This window comes from Brevundimonas sp. KH_058 (assembly GCF_057838505.1).
In genome coordinates this window covers 632,297-651,327 of the sequence record NZ_CM174469.1, presented here as the reverse complement: position 1 = coordinate 651,327, position 19,031 = coordinate 632,297, and the positions used below count along the sequence as shown (strand labels likewise).

Here is a 19,031-nt window from a genome sequence, read left to right as displayed (position 1 = left end):
GTCGCCCAAAGCACTGGGTCCCGGCTTTCGCCGGGATGAGCGGCTATTTCCTTAGTCGTTCCAGCAGCTCCGCCGCGAATGTGGACAGGGTGTCGTCCCGCGCCCCCATGACGATGATCCGGTCGCCGGGTTTTGCGATCTCCACGATCCGGTCGCCGCATGCCGCGCGCGCCGGAAGCGCCTCCGCCTGGCGCCCAGCGGCGCGGACGCCGGAGGCGATGTCCTCGGACCCAACGCTGCGGTCCGTCGTGCCGCCGTAATAGACCGGCTCGGGCATCAGCAGGACGTCGTCCGGCCGCATCAGACCGGCGAAGCCGTCGATGAACTCCGACTTCATCAGCTTCAGCGGGCCGAACCCATGCGGCTGGAACAGGATCAGCAGGCGCCCGTCGAAGGCGTGCAGGGTCTTCAGCGTGGCGGCGATCTTGTCCGGGTTGTGGGCGAAGTCGTCGATGACGGTGATGTCGTTCACGGTCCCGACCACCTCCATGCGGCGACGGATGCCGGCGAAGGTCTCCAGCGCCTTGACCGCCTCGCTCGTCGGCACGCCCAGGGCCCTGGTCGCACCCAGCGCCGCCAGCGCATTGGCGACGTTATGGGCGCCGGGAACGTTCAGCACCACGTCGTGCTCGCTCCAGCCCTCGATCAGGCGGAACTTCATGCCCGTGGGCAGGGGCTGCAGATCATGGCCGGACAGGTCGGCCTTTTCCTCGCCCAGGCCGAAGGTGATCGCCTTGCCGGCCGGCAGCGTCTGGGCCAAAGCCGCCGTCTCGGGATTGTCGAGGTTCAGCACAGCCGTCGTGGCGCGGGCGGTGAAGCCGCCGAACAGGTCGCGCAGCTCCTCCATCGACTTGTGGTCCAGCGAGATGTTGGACACCACGGCGACGGTCGGATCGTAGCCGGCGATGGAGCCGTCGCTCTCGTCGACCTCTGACACGAACAGGTCGGGTCCGCCGATCAGGGCGCTGGCGAACGGATGGTCCGCGTCGGCGAAGTTCTTCATCACCGCCCCATTCATGACGGTGGGGGCGCGGCCCGTCTGGTGCAGGATCCAGGCGATCATGCCGGTGATGGTGGACTTGCCGCTGGTGCCCGCCACGCCGACCGAGGTCGGAGCGGCGTTGAAGATCTCGCTGAGCAACTGGGGCCGGGTCTTGAGGGTCGCGCCGACGCGTCGGGCCGCGCGGATGTCGGGCACCGTCTCCTCGATGGCGCCGGTGGCGATCACGGTCTGGTCGGCGCGGGTCACGCCCGATCCGTCCTGGGGGTGCAGGGTCACGCCGTGGGCGCGCAGCCAGTCGAACTTCTCGGGCGTGCGGCCCTGATCCAGCGCGCGGTCGGAGCCTTCGATGGTCGCGCCGCGCGCCTGAACGATCATGGCCAGCGGCAGCATGCCCGACCCGCCGATGCCGCAGAAGAAATAGGAGGCGTCTTGGTTCATGCCCCCTTAGAACAGGGGATCGGGCCGGTCCGCCAGTAGGGGATCGCAAAAACGACGAAGAAGGCGCGCGTGGCGACCAATAGCTTCAAGATCGGCGTCGTCTGCGCCAGTTCGCGGTTTTCGAAGGAACGCGCCGAGGCGGTCGAGGCCTGGATGGCGCAGAACCATCCCGACCGTGACGTGGCGGTGGTGTTTCACCCCGCCTGCTTTTTGAAGCACGGCCATTTCGCCGGCGACGACCGGGCGCGCGCCGACGCCTTCGTCGAGTTCGCCAACGACCCGCGCATCGACGCCATCTGGTTCGCGCGCGGCGGCTATGGCTCATGCCGCATCGCCGATGCCGTGATCCCGCGCCTGGACGCCGTGGCGCGCAAGAAGCGCTACATGGGCTATTCCGACGCGGGCAGCCTGCTGGCCGGGATGTACAAGGCCGGGTTCCAGCATCTGGCGCACGGGCCGATGGCCTCGGATTCGGTGCGCGACGATGCGACGGCGCGTGGGGCGCTGTCCTGGCTGACTACGGGGCGGACCGACTGGATCGAGCCGTCTCTGGCGAGCGATCCGCGACCGGCCGTGGCCTTCAATCTCACCATCCTGAACGAGCTGACCGGCACGTCGCTGGAGCCGGATCTATCCGGTCACGTCCTGATGCTGGAGGAGGTTTCGGAGGCTGCCTACCGGATCGACCGGATGATGTTTCATTTGACGAGCCAGGCCAGCATTCGGCGTGTGGCCGGGATTCGCCTGGGGCGTGTTTCGGATGTCACGCCAAACGATCCCGATTTTGGACAGACTCCCGAGGAGATCGTTCGATACTGGTGTCTGAGGTCGGGCATACCCTTCCTCGGAAACGCCGATATCGGGCACGACGGCGCCAACAAGGTCGTACCCTTCGGTCGCCCCTGAGGCGAACGATACGCGGCGCAAAAGACACAGTCTCGCCTTGATCCGTCGAAAGACACCGGTAGCCCCCTCGACAGAACGCCGGTCCTGACTTCAGATGCCGGTCCGCGAGGCGTTAGGACTTCGTTAGCCAAGGCGTTGGGGGACGCGGCGGTTTACGCCTTCTGCGATGCGGCGGTTCGTTCGGATATCGGGGGATGCCCGGACGAGCCGCCTGATCGCTCCCGATATCGACGTAGAGGCCCGCAGGCCCTAAGGATCGCCGGGTGCGTTTCGACGAAAGATTCATCGATGAACTGAAGGCCCGCCTTCGGCCGTCCGACGTGATCGGGCGGACGGTGAAGCTGAAGCGTCAGGGGCGCGAATATGTCGGCCTGTCGCCCTTCTCCAAGGAAAAGTCGCCGTCCTTCTTCGTCAACGACGACAAGGGATTCTTCCACGACTTCTCGTCCGGCAAACACGGCGACATCATATCCTTTTTGCAGGAGACCGAGCGGCTCAGCTTCGTCGAGGCGGTGCAGCGGCTGGCCGGCGAGGCGGGCATGCAGCTTCCGGCCGAAGACCCCAAGGAGGCCGAGCGCGAGCAGAAGCGGGCGGGCCTGTCGGACTGGATGGACCTGGCCCAGAAATGGTTCGCCGCCAATCTGCGGCGCACGCCAGGCAAGGCGGCGCGCGAATATCTTGAAAAACGCGGCCTGCCCGAGGATCAGTGGGAGCGCTTCGGCCTGGGTTATGCACCCAACGACCGCGAGGGGCTGAAACAGGCCCTGGTTCAGCGGGGCGCCAAGCCGGCAGAACTGGTCGAGGCCGGGATGCTGATCTCGCCGGAAAGCGGCGGCCAGCCCTATGACCGGTTCCGCGACCGGCTGATGTTCCCGATTCTGGACGCGCGTGGGCGGATCGTCAGCTTCGGCGGCCGGGCCATGAACCCCGACGACCGCGCCAAATATCTGAACGGCCCGGAAAGCCCACTCTTCCATAAGGGTGCGACCCTCTACGGCCTGCCTGAGGCGCGGCGGATCCTGGGGGCGGAAAGCAAGAATGACCAGGCCATCATCGTGGTCGAAGGCTATATGGACGTCATCGCCTGCCAGCGCGCGGGCCTGCCGGCCGTGGCGCCGATGGGCACGGCCCTGACGGAAGAACAGATGGAGCGGCTGTGGCGGGTGTCGTCCGAGCCGGTGCTGTGTTTCGACGGGGATGCGGCGGGGCTGCGCGCCGCCTATCGCGCCATCGAACGGTCGCTGCCGTTGCTGAAGGCGGGGCGCTCGTTCCGGTTCTCGCTGCTGGGCGCCGGGCAGGACCCCGACGATATCCTGCGTGAAAAGGGGGCGCCGGCGCTGCGCCAGGCCCTGGCCGACACCCACGGTTTCGCCGAGGTGCTGTTCCGTCGCGAACAGGATCTGGAGCCGCTGGATACGCCGGAACGCAAGGCCGGCTTCAAGGCGCGGCTGAGGAACACCGCCTCGGCGATCCAGGACAAGGATCTGGCCGAGCAATACCGCCGCGACCTGTTCGACCGTTTCGACGCCCTGTTCCCGCGCAGTTCCCAACGCGCGCCCTGGACGCCAGGGCAGGGGAGACGTGGTTTCGGTCCGCCGCCCAAGCTGGGTCAGACGGCGGAAGGGGCCCAGGCGATGCAGTCGCTGTTTCGCGCCATTGAGCCCGTGCCGGCCGCCCTGGCCCACGGCGCCATCGAAGACCCCGAACGAATGGACGACCATCTGGAGGAAATTGCCGCGCATGGTTTCGGCGACAAGGGGCTGGATGGGCTGGCCCAGGAGTTGGTTCGCCTGCGTCTGTCGGGACATAGCCTTGACTCTGCCGCCCTGCGACGCCATCTGGCGCAATCGGGTCATGATGCCTTAGTGCGCGAGGTCGAGAAGGCGGCGGCAAAGTCCGGCGCGCCTTTCCTGGCCGCAAATGCGCCCCTCGCCGAGGCAAGGGTCCGATGGTCGCAGGCGTTCGACGCTTCGACGCGGGTCGCCGCGTTGGAGGACGCCTTGGCCCATGCACGTGATGTGCCTGGGCAGGATGAGGCGTTTCGCCGGCTTAAGGCCGAGCGGGATGCGCTTCGCCGTGCGATCAAAGCCGGAACGATTTGGGAAGACAGCGCGGGCACGTAACCTTACGGCCCGCCAGGCATTGTATTTTTCGTCGGGGCGGATTGATCACCCCCTCCGGCTGGAGACAGACTGACTATGAACGCACAGACCGAGACGCAGGAAACCGAGGCTTCGACCGATGGGCCCCTGCTCGATCTGACCGACGCCGGCGTCAAGAAGTTCATCAAACAGGCCAAGGCCCGTGGCTATGTGACGATGGAGGAGCTGAACAAGGTTCTGCCGTCGGAAGAAGTCACGCCTGACGCCATTGAAGACACCCTGGCCATGTTGTCCGAGATGGGCGTCAACGTCGTCGAGGCCGAGGAGGACGCGCAGGAGCAGCAGTCCACCGACGTCGCCGCCGCCGCCGGCACCGCCGTCGCCGAAGCGCCCGCCAAGGCCGCCTATGACCGCACTGACGACCCCGTGCGGATGTACCTGCGTGAGATGGGCTCGGTCGAACTGCTGAGCCGCGAGGGCGAGATCGCCATCGCCAAGCGGATCGAGGCCGGCCGCGACGCCATGATCTCGGGTCTGTGCGAAAGCGCCCTGACCTTCGAGGCCATCATGGTGTGGCGCGACGAGTTGGAGAACAACCGCATCCTGCTGCGCGAGGTCATCGACCTCGACGCCACCTATGGCGTGCTGAACCCGTCGTCCCTGCCGGGCGCCGTTCAGCCCGAGGCTGAGGCGGAAGAAGAAACCGAAGAAAAACCGGCGGCCGAGGCCAAGCCCGAATCCGACGACGACGATGACGACGATGACTTCGACGATGGCGGCGGCATGTCGATCTCGGCGCTGGAAGCCGAGCTGCGCGATGGGGTGATGGAGGTCCTGAACCTGATCGCCGCCGACTTCGGCGCGTTCCGGGGGCTTCAGGACAAGCTGGTCCAGACCCGCCTGAAGGGCGAGGTGCTGAGCGCCAAGGACGAGAAGGCCTATCGGGCGCTGACGCTGTCCATCTCGGACCGTCTGAAGACGATGAAGCTGAACAACAACCGTATCGAGGCCCTGGTCGAGCAGCTTTACGCGATCAACAAGCGCCTGATCGGTCTGGAAGGCCGCCTGCTGCGTCTCGCCGACAGCTACGGCATTTCGCGGCCTGAGTTCCTGAAGGCCTATTTCGGCGCCGAACTGGACCCGACCTGGACCGACCGGATCAAGGAACAGGGTGTGCGCTGGACCAAGTTCAGCGACAATGAAGCGGCGCAGATCGCGACCATCCGCGGCGACGTCGCCGCCGTGGCGCTGGAAGCCGGCCTGCCGATCGACGACTACCGCCGCATCGTCCAGACGGTCCAGAAGGGCGAGCGCGAAGCCCGTCAGGCCAAGAAGGAAATGGTCGAGGCCAACCTGCGCCTCGTGATCTCCATCGCCAAGAAATACACCAATCGCGGCCTGCAGTTCCTGGACCTGATCCAGGAGGGCAACATCGGCCTGATGAAGGCGGTCGACAAGTTCGAGTACCGTCGCGGCTACAAGTTCTCGACCTACGCTACCTGGTGGATCCGTCAGGCGATCACGCGCTCCATCGCGGACCAGGCGCGCACCATCCGCATCCCGGTCCACATGATCGAGACGATCAACAAGATCGTCCGCACCAGCCGCCAGATGCTGCACGAGATCGGCCGCGAGCCGACCCCGGAAGAACTGGCCGAAAAGCTGGCCATGCCGCTGGAGAAGGTGCGCAAGGTCCTGAAGATCGCCAAGGAGCCGATCTCGCTGGAAACCCCCATCGGGGACGAGGAAGACAGCCACCTGGGCGACTTCATCGAGGACAAGAACGCCGTCCTGCCCATCGACGCCGCCATCCAGTCGAACCTGCGCGAGACCACCACCCGCGTGCTGGCGTCGCTGACGCCGCGCGAGGAGCGGGTCCTGCGGATGCGTTTCGGCATCGGCATGAACACCGACCACACGCTGGAAGAAGTCGGCCAGCAGTTCAGCGTCACCCGCGAACGGATCCGTCAGATCGAGGCCAAGGCGCTTCGCAAGCTGAAGCACCCCAGCCGGTCTCGCAAACTGCGGTCCTTCCTGGACAGCTAAGATTCTTGTGCTGAAATACTTGAATCTTTTCTAAATTTGGTCTAGATTCGAATTCTGAACTTCGGAGCAGTTACCGGTTCAACTCCAATCGCCATCGTGCTGGCCTCAATCCCATTTCTAGCAGCCCTCCATCTGGTGGGCGGAAAGGTAAAGGGTGAGGACATGAAAAATGAGACTGTGGGGGTGCAAGCCCTCAGAAAGAATCCATACGGATTCAATCAAAGCCCAAAAGGGCGCAGGCGCATCACGAAGACGACCGTAACTAACGTGTTGAAGACCATTCGAAATATGATCGGACAAAGTCTGATCGTAATAGCGGGAATGGGGTCCAGCATGGCGGCAGGGGTTGCCGGCTCAACTCTACACTAAAGGGGCGGCTCCGACGGGGCCGCCCTTTTTCTTGGCAGGCGACATGGCCCGAAAGCACGTCAACCTCGGTATGGCCCCCGCCAAGGCCGATCTGCCGCAAAAGATCTGCGCCGCCTGCGGCCTACCGTTCGCGTGGCGCAAGAAATGGGCGCGGGAATGGGATCAGGTGCGGTTCTGCTCGGATCGATGCCGGGCGAAGGGTGCGCAGGGAGGCGCCTGAAGGCCCTGATACTCATGAGAGAATTCGACGACGAATTTCGTGAGATTTCGACGACTGCGACGACGGCCTGCGACCGATTTTGACGACTCGGACGATCAGGATGACGGGATGGAACATTTTCGTCTGAGAAAATATCGGGGACCGGAGGTCTGGAAACGTGTCCGCCAGGCCTATGAGGCCGGAGAGAGCGGCGCGTCCGTGGCGCGTCGGCTCGATGTGGGCCTTGCCAATCTGAGGAAGAAGGCCCGCCTGGAGGGGTGGTGCCGAAAGCAAACCGCCGCGCGCCTGGACCAGGAGCTGGAGCCGGTGCGTCCGGGCGTCGCGCCCTCGGACGCCGCCTCGCCGCCGCCGTCGGTCGATCCGCGTCAGGCGGTGGAGGAGGCGATGCAGCGTGCGGGCGGGCTGTTGTCACAAGGGCGAAGCAGCGAGGCCCAGGTTCTGGTGCGCTCGGCCGAGGCGCTGGCGCGGCTGGCGGATCGAACGGAACCCGCCAGGGCTGTCGAGGCAGCGGACGACGAAGGGGCGTCGGAGGCGGACATCGCCAAGTGGATGGCCGAACGCGACGCCGACATCATCGACAACGCGACCCGGTTGGCCTGTGCGATGCTGATGGACCAGCCGATGGGCGAGGCGGGGCGATACAGCGCCTTCCTGTATCATTGGCGGGCGCATCACCTGGGACCGGAGGCGACGGCGTCCGATTTCGCCTATGCTGTGAACGGAGGATGGGCGCCCAATTATTTCGACGCGGAGGGCCGGTTGAGGCCGCTGCCCGAGCCGATCACGCCGCTGGGCATGATGGTGGCCCAGCATCTGAGGCGCGCGCCGCAGTTCGACGCCATTCCGGGCTGGCGCCACCCGCAAACAATGGATCTGAACTATGCGGGGCCGATCCACCTGTCTCCACCTTCGGATGGCCCGGGAATCGCTTAGGATGGCGAAATGTCATCGCCCCTGTTCCCGCGTAAATCCGGCCGCGTCATCGCCTCGGTCGCCGTCGTCGTCTGTCTGATCCTGAGCAGTTGCGTGCGGCGGCCACCCGAGCCGTTGAGGCCTTCGCCCTATCCGGGTGGGTATCCTTCCCGCACCGAGGCGCCGCTGGTCGGGGGTCTGGTCGATCGGGCCATCGATGGGGGGACGCAAGGCGCGGTGGTGCGCGAGGGGCGGGACCTGGGGCGGTGTTTAGCCGAGCTGAACGCCGCGCGCGTGCGGTTCAGCCCCGTGCCGGATCGCCAGAACACCGCGACCTGCGGCCTGAGCCAGGGCGGGGTGCTGGGGCCCGATCTGGGAACGGTGGCGCGGTTGGCGCCGGGCGATGTGGAGATGACGTGCCAGACGGCGCTGGCCCTGAGCATCTGGCGCAGGCAATCGCTGGAGCCGGCGGCGCGCGAGATCCTGGGCTCGGACGTGGTCCAGATCGACCACATGGGCGCCTACGCCTGTCGCAACGTGAACAACGGGGTCGGCTCGAACCGGATCAGCGCCCATTCCCAGGCGGCGGCGCTGGACTTCGCCGGGGTGCGGCTGAGGGACGGGCGGCGCATCACGGTGACCAGGGACTGGAGCGGCGACACGGCCGAGGCGCGCTTCCTGCGCCGCATCCGCGACGACGCCTGCCGCATCTTCGGCACGACGCTGAGCCCCGACTACAACGCCGTCCACCACAACCACCTGCACCTGGAGGCGACGGACACGCGGTTCTGCCGCTAGGAGATCAGTCCTTGCCGTCGCGGCCGTCAGGCTCCTTGGCTACGCCCTTGAAGGCGCCGTCGCTGGACTTGCGCTCCATGAAACGGCCGGAGCCTTCGTCGCGTTTCTGCCAGTCGCCGTTCTCGTGCTGGAACTGCGTTCGGCCTTTGACCGCACCGATGCGGTAGTCGTTTCCGGTGTTCTTTCCCATTGTCGCCTCCTTGCGAACAGAAGAAGAACGTCGCACGATTCGCGCCCCTCGCATACGGTCACGTGCGCGAGCGACAACCTCGACGGCCTCGGAATAGGCTTGGGCGCCGAAACTACGAGCATCCAAAAGATAGGCGGCGATACCCTCTTCGGAGGTCAGATAGTCGGCGGGATCAAAGGGCCGGGTGTCCAAGTCAAAAGTCCTTCGCGAAAGACTTGGCGCGGATGATATCCCGCGCTTGGGAACTCTTGTCGCCACCACACAATAACACGACGACCGTGCTTCCACGCTTCACAAAATACACCCGATATCCGGGTCCGTGATTGATACGCAGTTCGGAAACGCCTTCTCCTACAGGTTTGACGTCGCCGATCTGCGCCGCCGCCAAGCGGCTGATGCGTTGCAAGATTATGGCGCGGCCGATTTCATCACGAAGGCTGAGAATCCATTTTCGAAAGGCTGGCGCTTCCTCGATTTGCCATGCCATGAAATCTCAGCCCTCGATGTGTGAGCGACATGCGAGGCTGCTGAACCTCACTCAAGTACAGTCGGTGGTCTCTGCATCACGCGGTTCGATAAGGGCGGCAATCCCTGGTAGTTACTAATATTTCTCCTAGGTATGTTTCAAGTCCTAACCTTGAAGGTCAGTCCTTGCCGTCGAAGACGACGTCGAAACCGCCCCACATCATGCGCTTGCCGTCGAAGGGCATGTCCATGTCAGCGAAGTCGGGGTCGTCCTGCATCTTGCCGAAACAGGCGTCGGCGGTGGCGCGGTCGGGCCAGGTCACCCAGGAGAAGACCACGACCTCGCCATCCTCCAGCTTCACCGCCATGGGGAAACTGGTCAGCTTGCCGTCGGGCACGTCCTCGCCCCAGGTCTCGACCTGGGAAAGGGCGCCGTATTTCTGGAACAGGGGCCAGGCGGCCTCGGCGGACTTGACGTAGCGCGCCTTGTCCTCGGATTTCACGGGGGTCAGGAAGCCGGTCACATAGGTCATCGGTCGTCTCCTTGGTTTGGGTTCAGAGGTCGGCGACGGCGCGGTCCAGCGCCGCGATGTCGATCTTTATCATGCTCATCATCGCCGTCATGGCGGCGGCCGCGCGGGCGGGATTTGCGTCGGTGGTCAGGTCCATCAGGCGGCGCGGCGTGATCTGCCACGACAGGCCCCAGCGGTCCTTCAGCCAGCCGCAGGCGTTCTCGCTGCCGCCGTCGGCGATCAGGGCGTCCCACAGCCGGTCCGTCTCGGCCTGATCCTCGGTCATGACCATGAAGGAGACGGCCTCGGTGAAGCGGAAGTTCGGGCCGCCGTTCAGGGCTACATAGTCATGGCCGGCCAGGACGAACTGGACCGTAAGGACCGACCCGGCCGGACCGGATGGCGTATCGACGGGCGAGCGATTGACGGCGGTCACGCGGCTGTCGGGCAGGAGCGAGACATAGAAGGCGGTCGCCGCCTCGGCGTCGCCGTCGAACCACAGGCAGGGAACGATCTTGTCGGCCATCACGCGTGCTCCTGCGGGAAGGTGTTGATCATCCAGTCCTTGCCGAACCGGTCGCGCGTCATGCCGAAACCGGCGGACCAGGAGGTTGCGGCGAAGGGCAGTTGGATCAGGCCGTTCTCGCTGAGCCGGTCGAAGATCTGGCGTGCACGATCCGCCGTGTCGAAATGCAGGGCGACGGAGGTTCGAGCGGGCGGTGTCCGCATTTCTTCGGCCTTGTGCTCGCCGGTGTCGGCGCAGACTCCGGGCGGGCTGTCGGAGCCCATGATCGCCTGGTCGCCGACCTGCATCCAGGCGTGGGCGATCTTGTCCTTCCAGTCGGGGCCGACGGGGGCCTCGGGCATGTCGGCGAAGGTGATCAGGTTCAGTTGGTCGGCGCCCAGAACCTCGGCGTAGAAGCCGAAGGCCTCGCGCGCCTGATCGTGGAACATCAGGTTGGGGGTGATGTTCACTGGGTGTCTCCCTCTGCAAGGGCGGCGAGCTGATCGGCGACGGCGCCCCAGCCCTGTTCGAAGCCCATGTCCCTGTGTTTCGCGGCGGTCTTTTCGTCCCAGTGGCGGGCGATGGAGGTGTAACGCGTGCCGCCGGCCTCGGGCTCGAAGGTGTCGATGCGGACGAAGTCGAGGTCGCCGGACTGGGGAACCCAGCCCTCGGTGAAGGCCCCGGTCGAGACCACTTTGCGGCCCGGTACGACCTCCAGGAAGACGCCGGAATAGGGATGGCGTTCACCCTCGGGCGAGGCCAGTTCGATATTGGCCCGTCCACCGACGCGCAGGTCCCAATCGACGACCGGGGTGGTCCAGGGGCGAGGGCAGAACCATTCGCCGGTGCGCTGGGTGTAGATCTTCCAGACGGTTTCAGGCGAGGCCTGGATCAGGCGGCTGATGCTGAGTTCGCGGGGGTCGGCCATCACGCTGCCGTGGCGTCAGCGGCGAAGGCCTCGGGGCCGGCGGCGACGGCGGCCGGGTCCATCCACATCGGTTCCCAGATATGGCCGTCGGGGTCGGCATAGCCGCGACCGTACATGAAGCCGTGATCCTGGATCGGATTGGGGTCCATCAGACCGCCGGCGGCGCCCGCCCTCTGCACCACGTCATCCACGGCTGCGCGGCTGTCGCACGAGAAGCACAGCGACATCTGGGCAGAGACGTGGGCGTCGGGGATCTGGCGGTCGGTGAAGGTGCGCCATTTGTCGTGGGTCAGCAGCATGACGTGAATGACGTCCGACACGACCATGCAGGCGGCCGTGTCGTCGCTGAACATGGGGTTCCGGGTCGCGCCGACGGCTTCATAGAAGGCGATGGACTTGGGCAGGTCGGTAACGGGCAGGTTGATGAAAATCAGCTGGGGCACGGCGTTTCCTCTTCCTTGTTTGTTTGCGAAACCTGACTCCGATGATTATGATAGTCAACCATGAAGTTAGAAAAAGTAACCGAAAAGGCGGGCCGCAAATATCATGACGCCTGCGGGGCGGCCCACGGACTGGATCTGATCGGCGAGCGCTGGGCGCTGCTGGTCATTCGCGAACTGATGATGGGACCGCGCCGGTTCGGAGACCTGAGGAAGGATCTGCACGGCATCTCGGCCAATGTGCTGACCCAGCGGCTGGAGGGGCTGGAGGCGTCGGGCATCCTGCGGCGCAGGAAGCTTCCGCCGCCCGCCTCGGTCCAGGTCTATGAGCTGACGCCTTGGGGCTATGAGATCAAGCCGGTCTTCATGGTGCTGGGGGGCTGGGCGGCGCGCTCGCCGCTGCACGACCCGACCCTGCCGATCAGCGCGGTGTCGATCATGCAGTCGTTCGAGACGATGTTCGACCCGGCTCTGGCCGGCGATGCGACGATGACCTTGGGCTTCGTCTTCGGCGACGAGCCGTTCGTGGTCCAGGTTGCAGGCGGGGTCATCACGACGCTGCGCGACGCGACGGACGCCGCCGAGGTCGTGCTGACGACCCAGCCGCCGCTGGTCGCCGCCTGCGTCTATGGCAAGGTTCCGCCGGCTGCGTTCGAGGCCGAGGGGCTGATGACCCTGACCGGCGACCGGGCCGTGTTCGACCGGTTCGTGGGCTTCTTCAACCTGCCGGAGAAGGCGCAGGCCTGACGGCGATCAGGCCAGGATGTCCAGCAGGGTTCCGGTCATGTCGTCGGCGGTGCGGACCACGGCGGCGTTGGCGCTGAAGGCGGTCTTGGCCTGGACGCGTTCGACGGTTTCCTCGGCGAGGTTGTCCAGCGGCGCGGCGGCCGTGCGGCGCGCGCTGCTTTCGAAGCGGTTCTGGGCGGTCGTCATTCCGGCGGCGGCGATGGAAAGGGCCTGCATGGCGTTATGCTTCCGATTGCGCTTTGGGCGAGGTTCGTTCGGTCGCCACAGTGCGTCTTTCAGGTCAACGCGGCCTGAAGGAACAGGGTGAACGGCGATTCTTCGCCCCACCCGCGCCTTTATCCGTGTATAGAGCGCCATCATTCGCCCGGCCTGAGGTCTGACCTCGGCCGGGCGCGGTCGTTTCAACGACCGCCCTTGTCCGTTTGCCCAGGTTTCCTATGCCCTTTCCCGCCGTCCATCCCGCGCTCGACCGCGCCCTGATCAACAAGGGCTATGCCGAACCCACCCCGGTTCAGGCTGCGGTCCTGGAAGCCGAATACGCGGGACGCGACCTGCTGGTCTCGGCCCAGACGGGTTCGGGCAAGACCGTCGCCTTTGGTCTGGCCGCCGCGCCGACCCTGTTGGGCGACAAGCCGATCTTCGCCCCCGGCGGCGCGCCGCTGTGCCTGGCCATCGCCCCCACGCGGGAACTGGCCATGCAGGTCGCAGCCGAGCTGGAATGGCTGTACGCCGACTCCGGCGCCAAGATCGCCACCTGCGTCGGCGGCATGGATGCGCGTCGTGAAGCGCGCGCCCTCAGCTTCGGCGTCCACATCGTCGTCGGCACGCCCGGCCGCCTGAAGGATCACATCGACCGGGGCAACCTGGACCTGTCCGAGCTGAAGGTCGCCGTCCTGGACGAGGCCGACGAGATGCTGGACATGGGCTTCCGCGAGGACCTGGAGCACATCCTGGACCAGGCGCCGGCCGAACGCCGCACCCTGCTGTTCTCGGCGACCATCGCGCGCGAGATCGCGACCCTGGCCAAGCGTTATCAGAAGGACGCGGTGCGTATCGACGCCACCGACAAGACACGCCAGCACGCCGACATCGAATACCGCGCCTATCGCATCGCCCCCAACGAGATCGAGCATGCGGTGGTCAACACCCTGCGCTGGTTCGAGGCGCCGCGCGCCATGGTCTTCTGCTCGACGCGCGACAGCGTGCGTCACCTGCAGTCGTCGCTGCTGGAGCGCGGCTTCTCGACCGTCAGCCTGTCGGGCGAGATGGGTCAGCGCGAGCGGACCGACGCGCTTCAGTCGCTGCGTGACGGCCGCGCCCGCGTCTGCGTCGCCACCGATGTCGCCGCGCGCGGTCTGGACCTGCCGGACCTGGGTCTGGTCATCCACGCCGAACTGCCGATGAACCGCGCCGGCCTGCTGCACCGTTCGGGCCGGACGGGCCGGGCGGGCAAGAAGGGCGTGTCCGTGATGCTGGTCCCGCACTCGCGCCGTCGCAAGGCCGAGCGTCTGATGGACGAGGCCGGCGTCGACGCCGTCTGGACCGGTGCGCCGACCTTCGACGAAATCCGCAAGGCCGACGAAGGCCGTCTGCTGTCGCCCGAGTTCTTCGAGGCCGAGGTCTCCGACGAGGACATGATCGTCGCCAAGCGGATGATCGCCGAGCGCACGCCCGACGAGATCGCCGCCGCCCTGGTGCGCCTGCTGCGCAAGGAACAGCCGGCGCCGGAAGAACTGTCCGATCCCGGTTCGGATCGCGGTCCCGCCAAGCGCGAACGCACCGTGCGCAACGACGACGGCACCGCGGCCCAACCCTGGCCGGGCGACCGCCTGGGCTCTGACGACGTGGTCTGGTTCCGCCTGGATGTCGGCCGCAACAAGAATGCCGACCCGAAATGGCTGATCCCGTTGATCTGCCGCATCGGCGGCATCACCAAGCCCCAGATCGGCGCCATCCGCACCTTCCCCGACGAGACCCGGTTCGAGGTCGCCAAGACCCACGAGAAGGCCTTCCGCGAAGCCGTCGCCGCGTCCAAGGACGAGGTGAAGATCACGCCGTCGGAAGCTCCGACGCCGGGCTCGATGAAGTCCAGCCGCTTCGCTGGCAAGCCGAACCGCGACGAGGGCGACCGCCCATTCAAGAAGACCCCCTACAAGCGTGCCGACGGCGGCGCGGGCGACGCCCGTCCGGCCTTCAAGAAGCCCTGGGCGCCCAAGGCTGACGGCGGCGGCAACCCGCGCTCGAACGCAGCGGCCGACAAGCCGTTCGCCAAGAAGGCCTTCCAGGGCAAGCCGAACTTCAAGAAGGACGGCTTCAAGGGCAAGCCGAAGGGCTGACCAGAAAAACTCCGCTCATCCCCGCGAAAGCGGGGACCCAGTTCTTTTGCGTGGCACGATGTCCGGGATAGGCGCCGCCTCGTAGCGTCTGCGCCGAAGCGCCCAAAACACTGGGTCCCCGCTTTCGCGGGGATGAGCGGAATGGGTGTGCCCTTGCCACCCACGCCGTGCTGGCGCACCCTTCACCCATGAGCATGCCCGAGCAGGGATACGCCTCGTTCGAGGCCTTCTATCCCTTCTATATCAGTCAGCATCAGAACCGGGTCTCGCGACGCATCCATGTGATCGGGACGGGTCTGATGATCCTGGCGGTTCCGATCAGCCTGCTGACCCTGAATCCATGGTGGCTCGTCATCTTTCCGGCAGTCGCCGCGAGCGCCTGGATCGGGCATTTCGTGTTCGAGAAGAACCGTCCGTTAGGCCTGCGCCATTTCGTCTGGAGCCTGATGGGGGATTTTCGTCTGTTCTTCGAGACCGTGACCGGGCGGCGCCCTTTCTGATCCCGGACTTGCCTCCGGCGCCGTGCGGGCGCACCCTTCGGCCATGAGCACGCCGTCCGCACCCGAGGGACGATACGCCTCGTTCGAGGCCTTCTATCCCTATTACATCCACGAGCATTCGAACCGGACGTGCCGGCGTATCCACGTCGTGGGCACCGGTCTGGTGATCCTGGCGTTCGGGGTCTTCCTCGTGACGTGGAACCCCTGGTGGCTGCTGGCCATGCCACTGCTCGGATACGGCTTTGCCTGGGTGGGGCATTTCTTCTTCGAGAAGAACCGGCCCGCGACGTTCCAATATCCGCTGTGGAGCCTGATGGGCGACTTCCGCCTGTTCTTCGAGACGGTGTCGGGCAAGCGTCGCTTCTGATCCGCATTTCAAGCTGCGCGGTTTTTTGAAACCGACTAGTCTGCCTCTGCGGTGCCTCGCCGCTGCTGGAGGGAGCGTTCATGAAATCCATCGCCATCGTCGCCGCCGCCTCGGTCCTGTTCGCACCGGGCGTCAGCCTGGCGCAGAAGGGCGAAGCCAGGCCCGACTTCAACCTGGATCCCAACTACGGCACGGTCGACCTTTCGGTCGGGTTCGAGCCCGATCCCTACACCAAGGCCATACGCGCCGGCGGTTCGATCCCGGCCTCTCGCGCCAAATCTGGTTGCGAGGGCAATGTCAGCGCCGCGCCCGATTTTCAGGTCACTTATGAGGCGGGCGCGCTGGACCTGACGTTCAAGGCCGTGGCGTCGGAGGATACGACGCTGCTGGTCAACACGCCGGGCGGCGACTGGTATTGCGACGACGACAGCGGCGGCGATCTGGACCCCGAGGTCACGATCGACGCTCCCCAAAGCGGCCGTTACGATATCTGGGTCGGAACCTATGGCGACAGCATGGTCGATTCGACCTTATCGGTCACAGAGCGCGTCGGTATGGATGGCGACGATTCGGGCAGCGGCCCGGACATCAGCCTGGAGCCCAACTACGGCACGGCCAATCTGCGCGGAGGCTTCACGCCCGATCCCTGGATCAAGTCGATCCTGGCCGGCGGTTCATCGCCGGCCTCGGCTGCCAAGTCGGGCTGCGAAGGCTCGGTCAGCGCGGCGCCGGACATTCAAATCTTCTTCGAGCCGGGGGATTCCGATTTGACGTTCCGCGTGCGGGCGGAGGAGGACACCACCCTGCTGATCAATACGCCGAACGGCCGCTTCTATTGCGACGACGACAGCGGCGGCGACCTGGATCCCAAGGTCACGATCACCAATCCGCAGAGCGGCCGCTATGACATCTGGGTCGGCACCTACAACGACTCGATGGTGCAATCGACGCTGGAAGTGTCCGAGATGGACTGATCGCAGCTAGACGCAGACACGGAAACGCCGGCTGACCTTCGCGGTCAGCCGGCGTTTTCATTTCCGCATGGACTTAGTTGGAGGCGGTGGTCCAGGCCGGGGGGCAGCCGTCGAAATCGCCGGCGTCGACGATGGTCAGGGTGCGCATGTTCAGACGCTGCGCCTGATTCATCGAGCCACGGCCGTTGCCGGTATAGAGATCGACCTTCTGGCCCTTGATGGCGCCGCCGGTGTCCGACGCATACCAGTAGCCGTCGTGGATCGTGCCGTCGGCCATACGCAGGCCGACCGTCTCGCGGATGAACAGCTTGGTGCGGCGCGGGATCACGCGGGGATCGACCGCGACGGTGCGCATGGCGATCGGACGGCAACCCAGGGAATCGTTGCCCGTCGCGCCGCCGCCGCCTGCGTGATAGAGGCGCGCCGATGCACGCCAGTCGGGATCGGAGGCCATCATCTGCGCCTGTTCGGCGTTCAGAGCGGTTTCGATTTCGGCGGAACCGACGGTGGCGGCAGGGGTTTCAACCCTGACTTCATCCGCCGCTACGACATCATTGTAGGGGACAGGCCCGCTCGTCACAGACGATACGGCGGCCCAAAGCATGGCGATAGCAGCGGAAGCGCCGATCATGAGTTTCGCTCAGGAGACACCGGCTCCCAACGCCGCCGGCGCTTGTCTTGTCGCGTTAACTTGTGGCGAGAAAGCGGCCAGATCGTCCGGCGCGCTGTGCGTTACGATTTGTTTCTAAGTTAACGCGTTGTTTGTTATGATCTATCCATCCCCAGCTTGCGCGCCTGTGCGGCAAGCTAGTGGCTGCGTCAGACGAAAGACTTGATGTTCGCGCTGGCCTTTAGACTGATTTACGCCGCCTCGTCGCGACGCGCCTCGGCCTCGCGCACCGCCTCGACGGCGCGGTCAAGCACCTCCAGCCCGGCGCCGGGCTGGATCGCCTCGACCGTCAGAGTGCGGCGGAACGCCCGTGCGCCGGGACGTCCGTGCATCAGGCCCAGCATGTGCCGCGCCATGGCGGGCAGGGCGACGCCCTCGGCCAGCCGCGCGGCCATATAGGGACGATAGCGGTCCAGCGCGACGAAGGCGTCGGTGTCGGCGACAGCCTCGCCATACAGACGACGGTCCGCCTGACCCAGGATGGCCGGTTCATGATAGGCGGCGCGGCCCAGCATGACCCCATCCAGCTTGACCCCGTCGGTGTCGTCCAGATGGGCCTCGGCCTCGTCCATCGAGGCGATGCCGCCGTTGATCGAGATGTTCAGATGGGGCCGCTCGCGCTTGAGCCTGCGCACCAGGGTGTAATCCAGCGGCGGCACGTCGCGGTTCTCCTTGGGCGACAGACCCTTCAGCCAGGCCTTGCGCGCATGGACGACGAAGACCTCGATCCCGACGGCGGCGCAGGCGTCCACCGTGGCGAACAGGCTGACCGCCGGATCCTGATCGTCCACGCCGATGCGGCATTTGACGGTGGCGGGCACGGTCACGGCCTCGGCGATCGCCGCCATACAGTCCGCCACCAGCTCCGGCTCGCGCATCAGACAGGCCCCGAACCTGCCCGACTGGACCCGGTCCGACGGACAGCCGACGTTCAGATTGATCTCGTCATAGCCGAACGCCTGACCGATCCTGGCGGCCTCTGCCAACTGCGACGGATCCGACCCGCCCAGCTGCAGCGCCACCGGATGCTCCAGCGCATCGAACCCCAACAGCCGCTCGCGATCCCCATGCAACACCGCCGGCGCCGTCACCATCTCGGTATAGAGCAGGGCCCGCGTCGTCAGCGCACGGTGAAACGCCCGGCAATGCCGGTCGGTCCAGTCCATCATGGGGGCCACGGACAGCCTACGCGCTTGATTTAACGACATTTTTCCTGTAAGTTCAGAGGGTTGTCGGACGGTGTTCGCCGACGCTATTACGCGCTTTTTTGACGGTTTTCGCCCTTTTACGACAGCTCACTGCACCCTTTTTGCACCCAAAACATGGCTTCGATCCGCAAGCAAAGGTCTGGTCGGTGGCGCGCCCAAGTTCGGCGTAAGGGACACGTTGCGAGCGAGACCTTCCTACGGTTCGACGATGCCAAGGCATGGGCGGTAGAGGCAGAACGTCAAATCGACCAACGCAAGCAGCGACTTTCGCCGGACTGAAGGCAAAGGCCGATAAGCCGCGATTTCTAGACGCTTATTAGGCAGCCGGACGATTGTTGCGAGGGTCGGACTGGCGCGCGTTCAGCGTGGCAAGAAGAACGCTGAACAGACGCTTG

At 65.5% G+C, this 19,031-nt stretch carries 22 protein-coding genes; 11 read left to right on the top strand and 11 right to left on the bottom strand.

The genetic code is table 11. From position 1 onward, the window contains the following. Positions 1–43: 43 nt before the first annotated feature. Positions 44–1,441 carry a UDP-N-acetylmuramate--L-alanine ligase gene (locus AC3ISA_RS03050; RefSeq protein ID WP_489179293.1) on the bottom strand — a complete coding sequence of 466 codons (1,398 nt, stop codon included), beginning with the start codon at positions 1,439–1,441 and terminating at the stop codon, positions 44–46. A gap of 69 nt (positions 1,442–1,510) precedes the next feature. Here AC3ISA_RS03050 and AC3ISA_RS03045 point away from each other — a divergent pair, with 69 nt between their 5' ends. From AC3ISA_RS03045 to AC3ISA_RS03020, 6 genes are all read left to right on the top strand, one after another. Further along, complete coding sequence (locus AC3ISA_RS03045) at positions 1,511–2,347, top strand: LD-carboxypeptidase (RefSeq protein WP_489179292.1); 837 nt, start codon at positions 1,511–1,513, stop codon at positions 2,345–2,347. A 263-nt stretch (positions 2,348–2,610) separates the two neighbouring features. Then, positions 2,611–4,470, top strand: coding sequence for a DNA primase (dnaG, locus tag AC3ISA_RS03040; protein WP_489179291.1), 1,860 nt, complete (start codon positions 2,611–2,613; stop codon positions 4,468–4,470). A 75-nt stretch (positions 4,471–4,545) separates the two neighbouring features. After that, on the top strand, positions 4,546–6,495 hold the full coding sequence (rpoD, locus tag AC3ISA_RS03035; RefSeq protein WP_489179290.1) for an RNA polymerase sigma factor RpoD: 1,950 nt from the start codon (positions 4,546–4,548) through the stop codon (positions 6,493–6,495). Positions 6,496–6,907: 412 nt separating this feature from the next. Then, complete coding sequence (locus AC3ISA_RS03030) at positions 6,908–7,084, top strand: DUF2256 domain-containing protein (RefSeq protein ID WP_489179289.1); 177 nt, start codon at positions 6,908–6,910, stop codon at positions 7,082–7,084. A 108-nt stretch (positions 7,085–7,192) separates the two neighbouring features. After that, positions 7,193–8,017, top strand: coding sequence for a hypothetical protein (locus AC3ISA_RS03025; RefSeq protein ID WP_489179288.1), 825 nt, complete (start codon positions 7,193–7,195; stop codon positions 8,015–8,017). A gap of 9 nt (positions 8,018–8,026) precedes the next feature. Further along, a complete protein-coding gene (locus AC3ISA_RS03020; protein WP_489179287.1) occupies positions 8,027–8,794 on the top strand; it encodes an extensin-like domain-containing protein in 768 nt (255 codons plus the stop codon). A gap of 4 nt (positions 8,795–8,798) precedes the next feature. Here the strand turns inward: AC3ISA_RS03020 and AC3ISA_RS03015 are convergent, their stop codons facing one another. The 7 genes from AC3ISA_RS03015 to AC3ISA_RS02985 all read right to left on the bottom strand — a co-directional run bounded on the left by AC3ISA_RS03015 (position 8,799) and on the right by AC3ISA_RS02985 (position 11,837). Then, positions 8,799–8,984: a hypothetical protein gene (locus AC3ISA_RS03015; RefSeq protein WP_489179286.1), complete on the bottom strand. Its 186-nt coding sequence runs from the start codon at positions 8,982–8,984 to the stop codon at positions 8,799–8,801. Between the two features lie 193 nt (positions 8,985–9,177). Continuing rightward, positions 9,178–9,471: a type II toxin-antitoxin system RelE/ParE family toxin gene (locus AC3ISA_RS03010; RefSeq protein WP_489179285.1), complete on the bottom strand. Its 294-nt coding sequence runs from the start codon at positions 9,469–9,471 to the stop codon at positions 9,178–9,180. Between the two features lie 157 nt (positions 9,472–9,628). Further along, positions 9,629–9,982, bottom strand: coding sequence for a DUF1428 domain-containing protein (locus AC3ISA_RS03005; RefSeq protein ID WP_489179284.1), 354 nt, complete (start codon positions 9,980–9,982; stop codon positions 9,629–9,631). A 22-nt stretch (positions 9,983–10,004) separates the two neighbouring features. Continuing rightward, positions 10,005–10,487, bottom strand: a complete 483-nt coding sequence (locus tag AC3ISA_RS03000; protein WP_489179283.1) for a VOC family protein — start codon at positions 10,485–10,487, stop codon at positions 10,005–10,007. Beyond that, positions 10,487–10,936 (bottom strand): VOC family protein, encoded by a 450-nt coding sequence (locus AC3ISA_RS02995; protein WP_489179282.1) that lies wholly within the window; start codon positions 10,934–10,936, stop codon positions 10,487–10,489. The genes AC3ISA_RS03000 and AC3ISA_RS02995 overlap by 1 nt, the downstream gene beginning before the upstream one ends. Continuing rightward, a complete protein-coding gene (locus tag AC3ISA_RS02990) occupies positions 10,933–11,394 on the bottom strand; it encodes an SRPBCC family protein (protein WP_489179281.1) in 462 nt (153 codons plus the stop codon). The genes AC3ISA_RS02995 and AC3ISA_RS02990 overlap by 4 nt, the downstream gene beginning before the upstream one ends. Beyond that, positions 11,394–11,837: a VOC family protein gene (locus AC3ISA_RS02985; protein WP_489179280.1), complete on the bottom strand. Its 444-nt coding sequence runs from the start codon at positions 11,835–11,837 to the stop codon at positions 11,394–11,396. Before AC3ISA_RS02985 ends, AC3ISA_RS02990 begins: the two co-directional genes overlap by 1 nt. 60 nt (positions 11,838–11,897) lie before the next feature. Here AC3ISA_RS02985 and AC3ISA_RS02980 point away from each other — a divergent pair, with 60 nt between their 5' ends. Next, a complete protein-coding gene (locus AC3ISA_RS02980; protein ID WP_489179279.1) occupies positions 11,898–12,581 on the top strand; it encodes a winged helix-turn-helix transcriptional regulator in 684 nt (227 codons plus the stop codon). A gap of 6 nt (positions 12,582–12,587) precedes the next feature. Here AC3ISA_RS02980 and AC3ISA_RS02975 read toward each other — a convergent pair whose 3' ends face one another. Further along, positions 12,588–12,797 (bottom strand): flagellar basal body rod C-terminal domain-containing protein, encoded by a 210-nt coding sequence (locus tag AC3ISA_RS02975; RefSeq protein ID WP_489179278.1) that lies wholly within the window; start codon positions 12,795–12,797, stop codon positions 12,588–12,590. 221 nt (positions 12,798–13,018) lie between these two features. Between AC3ISA_RS02975 and AC3ISA_RS02970 the strand changes: the two genes are divergently transcribed. The 4 genes from AC3ISA_RS02970 to AC3ISA_RS02955 all read left to right on the top strand — a co-directional run bounded on the left by AC3ISA_RS02970 (position 13,019) and on the right by AC3ISA_RS02955 (position 16,758). Next, complete coding sequence (locus AC3ISA_RS02970; protein WP_428156562.1) at positions 13,019–14,917, top strand: DEAD/DEAH box helicase; 1,899 nt, start codon at positions 13,019–13,021, stop codon at positions 14,915–14,917. Positions 14,918–15,105: 188 nt separating this feature from the next. Beyond that, complete coding sequence (locus tag AC3ISA_RS02965; RefSeq protein ID WP_489179277.1) at positions 15,106–15,417, top strand: Mpo1-like protein; 312 nt, start codon at positions 15,106–15,108, stop codon at positions 15,415–15,417. A gap of 43 nt (positions 15,418–15,460) precedes the next feature. Next, positions 15,461–15,784, top strand: a complete 324-nt coding sequence (locus AC3ISA_RS02960; RefSeq protein WP_372694051.1) for an Mpo1-like protein — start codon at positions 15,461–15,463, stop codon at positions 15,782–15,784. 80 nt (positions 15,785–15,864) lie between these two features. Further along, positions 15,865–16,758 (top strand): hypothetical protein, encoded by an 894-nt coding sequence (locus AC3ISA_RS02955; RefSeq protein ID WP_489179276.1) that lies wholly within the window; start codon positions 15,865–15,867, stop codon positions 16,756–16,758. Between the two features lie 73 nt (positions 16,759–16,831). Here the strand turns inward: AC3ISA_RS02955 and AC3ISA_RS02950 are convergent, their stop codons facing one another. Next, a complete protein-coding gene (locus tag AC3ISA_RS02950) occupies positions 16,832–17,389 on the bottom strand; it encodes a 3D domain-containing protein (RefSeq protein WP_489179275.1) in 558 nt (185 codons plus the stop codon). 230 nt (positions 17,390–17,619) lie between these two features. Further along, entirely contained in the window at positions 17,620–18,636 is a 1,017-nt protein-coding gene (gene dusA, locus AC3ISA_RS02945) for a tRNA dihydrouridine(20/20a) synthase DusA (RefSeq protein WP_489179274.1), read from the bottom strand. Positions 18,637–19,031 lie beyond the last annotated feature (395 nt).

Coding starts and splice junctions, on each gene's coding strand:
- AC3ISA_RS02950 (WP_489179275.1), bottom strand. CDS start 17,389: ATGATCGGCGCTTCCGCTGCTATCGCCATGCTTTGGGCCGCCGTATCG.
- AC3ISA_RS02970 (WP_428156562.1), top strand. CDS start 13,019: ATGCCCTTTCCCGCCGTCCATCCCGCGCTCGACCGCGCCCTGATCAAC.
- AC3ISA_RS02980 (WP_489179279.1), top strand. CDS start 11,898: ATGAAGTTAGAAAAAGTAACCGAAAAGGCGGGCCGCAAATATCATGAC.
- dusA (WP_489179274.1), bottom strand. CDS start 18,636: ATGTCGTTAAATCAAGCGCGTAGGCTGTCCGTGGCCCCCATGATGGAC.
- AC3ISA_RS03025 (WP_489179288.1), top strand. CDS start 7,193: ATGGAACATTTTCGTCTGAGAAAATATCGGGGACCGGAGGTCTGGAAA.
- AC3ISA_RS02955 (WP_489179276.1), top strand. CDS start 15,865: ATGAAATCCATCGCCATCGTCGCCGCCGCCTCGGTCCTGTTCGCACCG.
- AC3ISA_RS03010 (WP_489179285.1), bottom strand. CDS start 9,471: ATGGCATGGCAAATCGAGGAAGCGCCAGCCTTTCGAAAATGGATTCTC.
- AC3ISA_RS02960 (WP_372694051.1), top strand. CDS start 15,461: ATGAGCACGCCGTCCGCACCCGAGGGACGATACGCCTCGTTCGAGGCC.
- AC3ISA_RS03000 (WP_489179283.1), bottom strand. CDS start 10,487: ATGGCCGACAAGATCGTTCCCTGCCTGTGGTTCGACGGCGACGCCGAG.
- AC3ISA_RS03050 (WP_489179293.1), bottom strand. CDS start 1,441: ATGAACCAAGACGCCTCCTATTTCTTCTGCGGCATCGGCGGGTCGGGC.
- AC3ISA_RS03015 (WP_489179286.1), bottom strand. CDS start 8,984: ATGGGAAAGAACACCGGAAACGACTACCGCATCGGTGCGGTCAAAGGC.
- AC3ISA_RS02975 (WP_489179278.1), bottom strand. CDS start 12,797: ATGCAGGCCCTTTCCATCGCCGCCGCCGGAATGACGACCGCCCAGAAC.
- AC3ISA_RS02965 (WP_489179277.1), top strand. CDS start 15,106: ATGAGCATGCCCGAGCAGGGATACGCCTCGTTCGAGGCCTTCTATCCC.
- rpoD (WP_489179290.1), top strand. CDS start 4,546: ATGAACGCACAGACCGAGACGCAGGAAACCGAGGCTTCGACCGATGGG.
- AC3ISA_RS03005 (WP_489179284.1), bottom strand. CDS start 9,982: ATGACCTATGTGACCGGCTTCCTGACCCCCGTGAAATCCGAGGACAAG.
- AC3ISA_RS02990 (WP_489179281.1), bottom strand. CDS start 11,394: ATGGCCGACCCCCGCGAACTCAGCATCAGCCGCCTGATCCAGGCCTCG.
- AC3ISA_RS03030 (WP_489179289.1), top strand. CDS start 6,908: ATGGCCCGAAAGCACGTCAACCTCGGTATGGCCCCCGCCAAGGCCGAT.
- AC3ISA_RS03020 (WP_489179287.1), top strand. CDS start 8,027: ATGTCATCGCCCCTGTTCCCGCGTAAATCCGGCCGCGTCATCGCCTCG.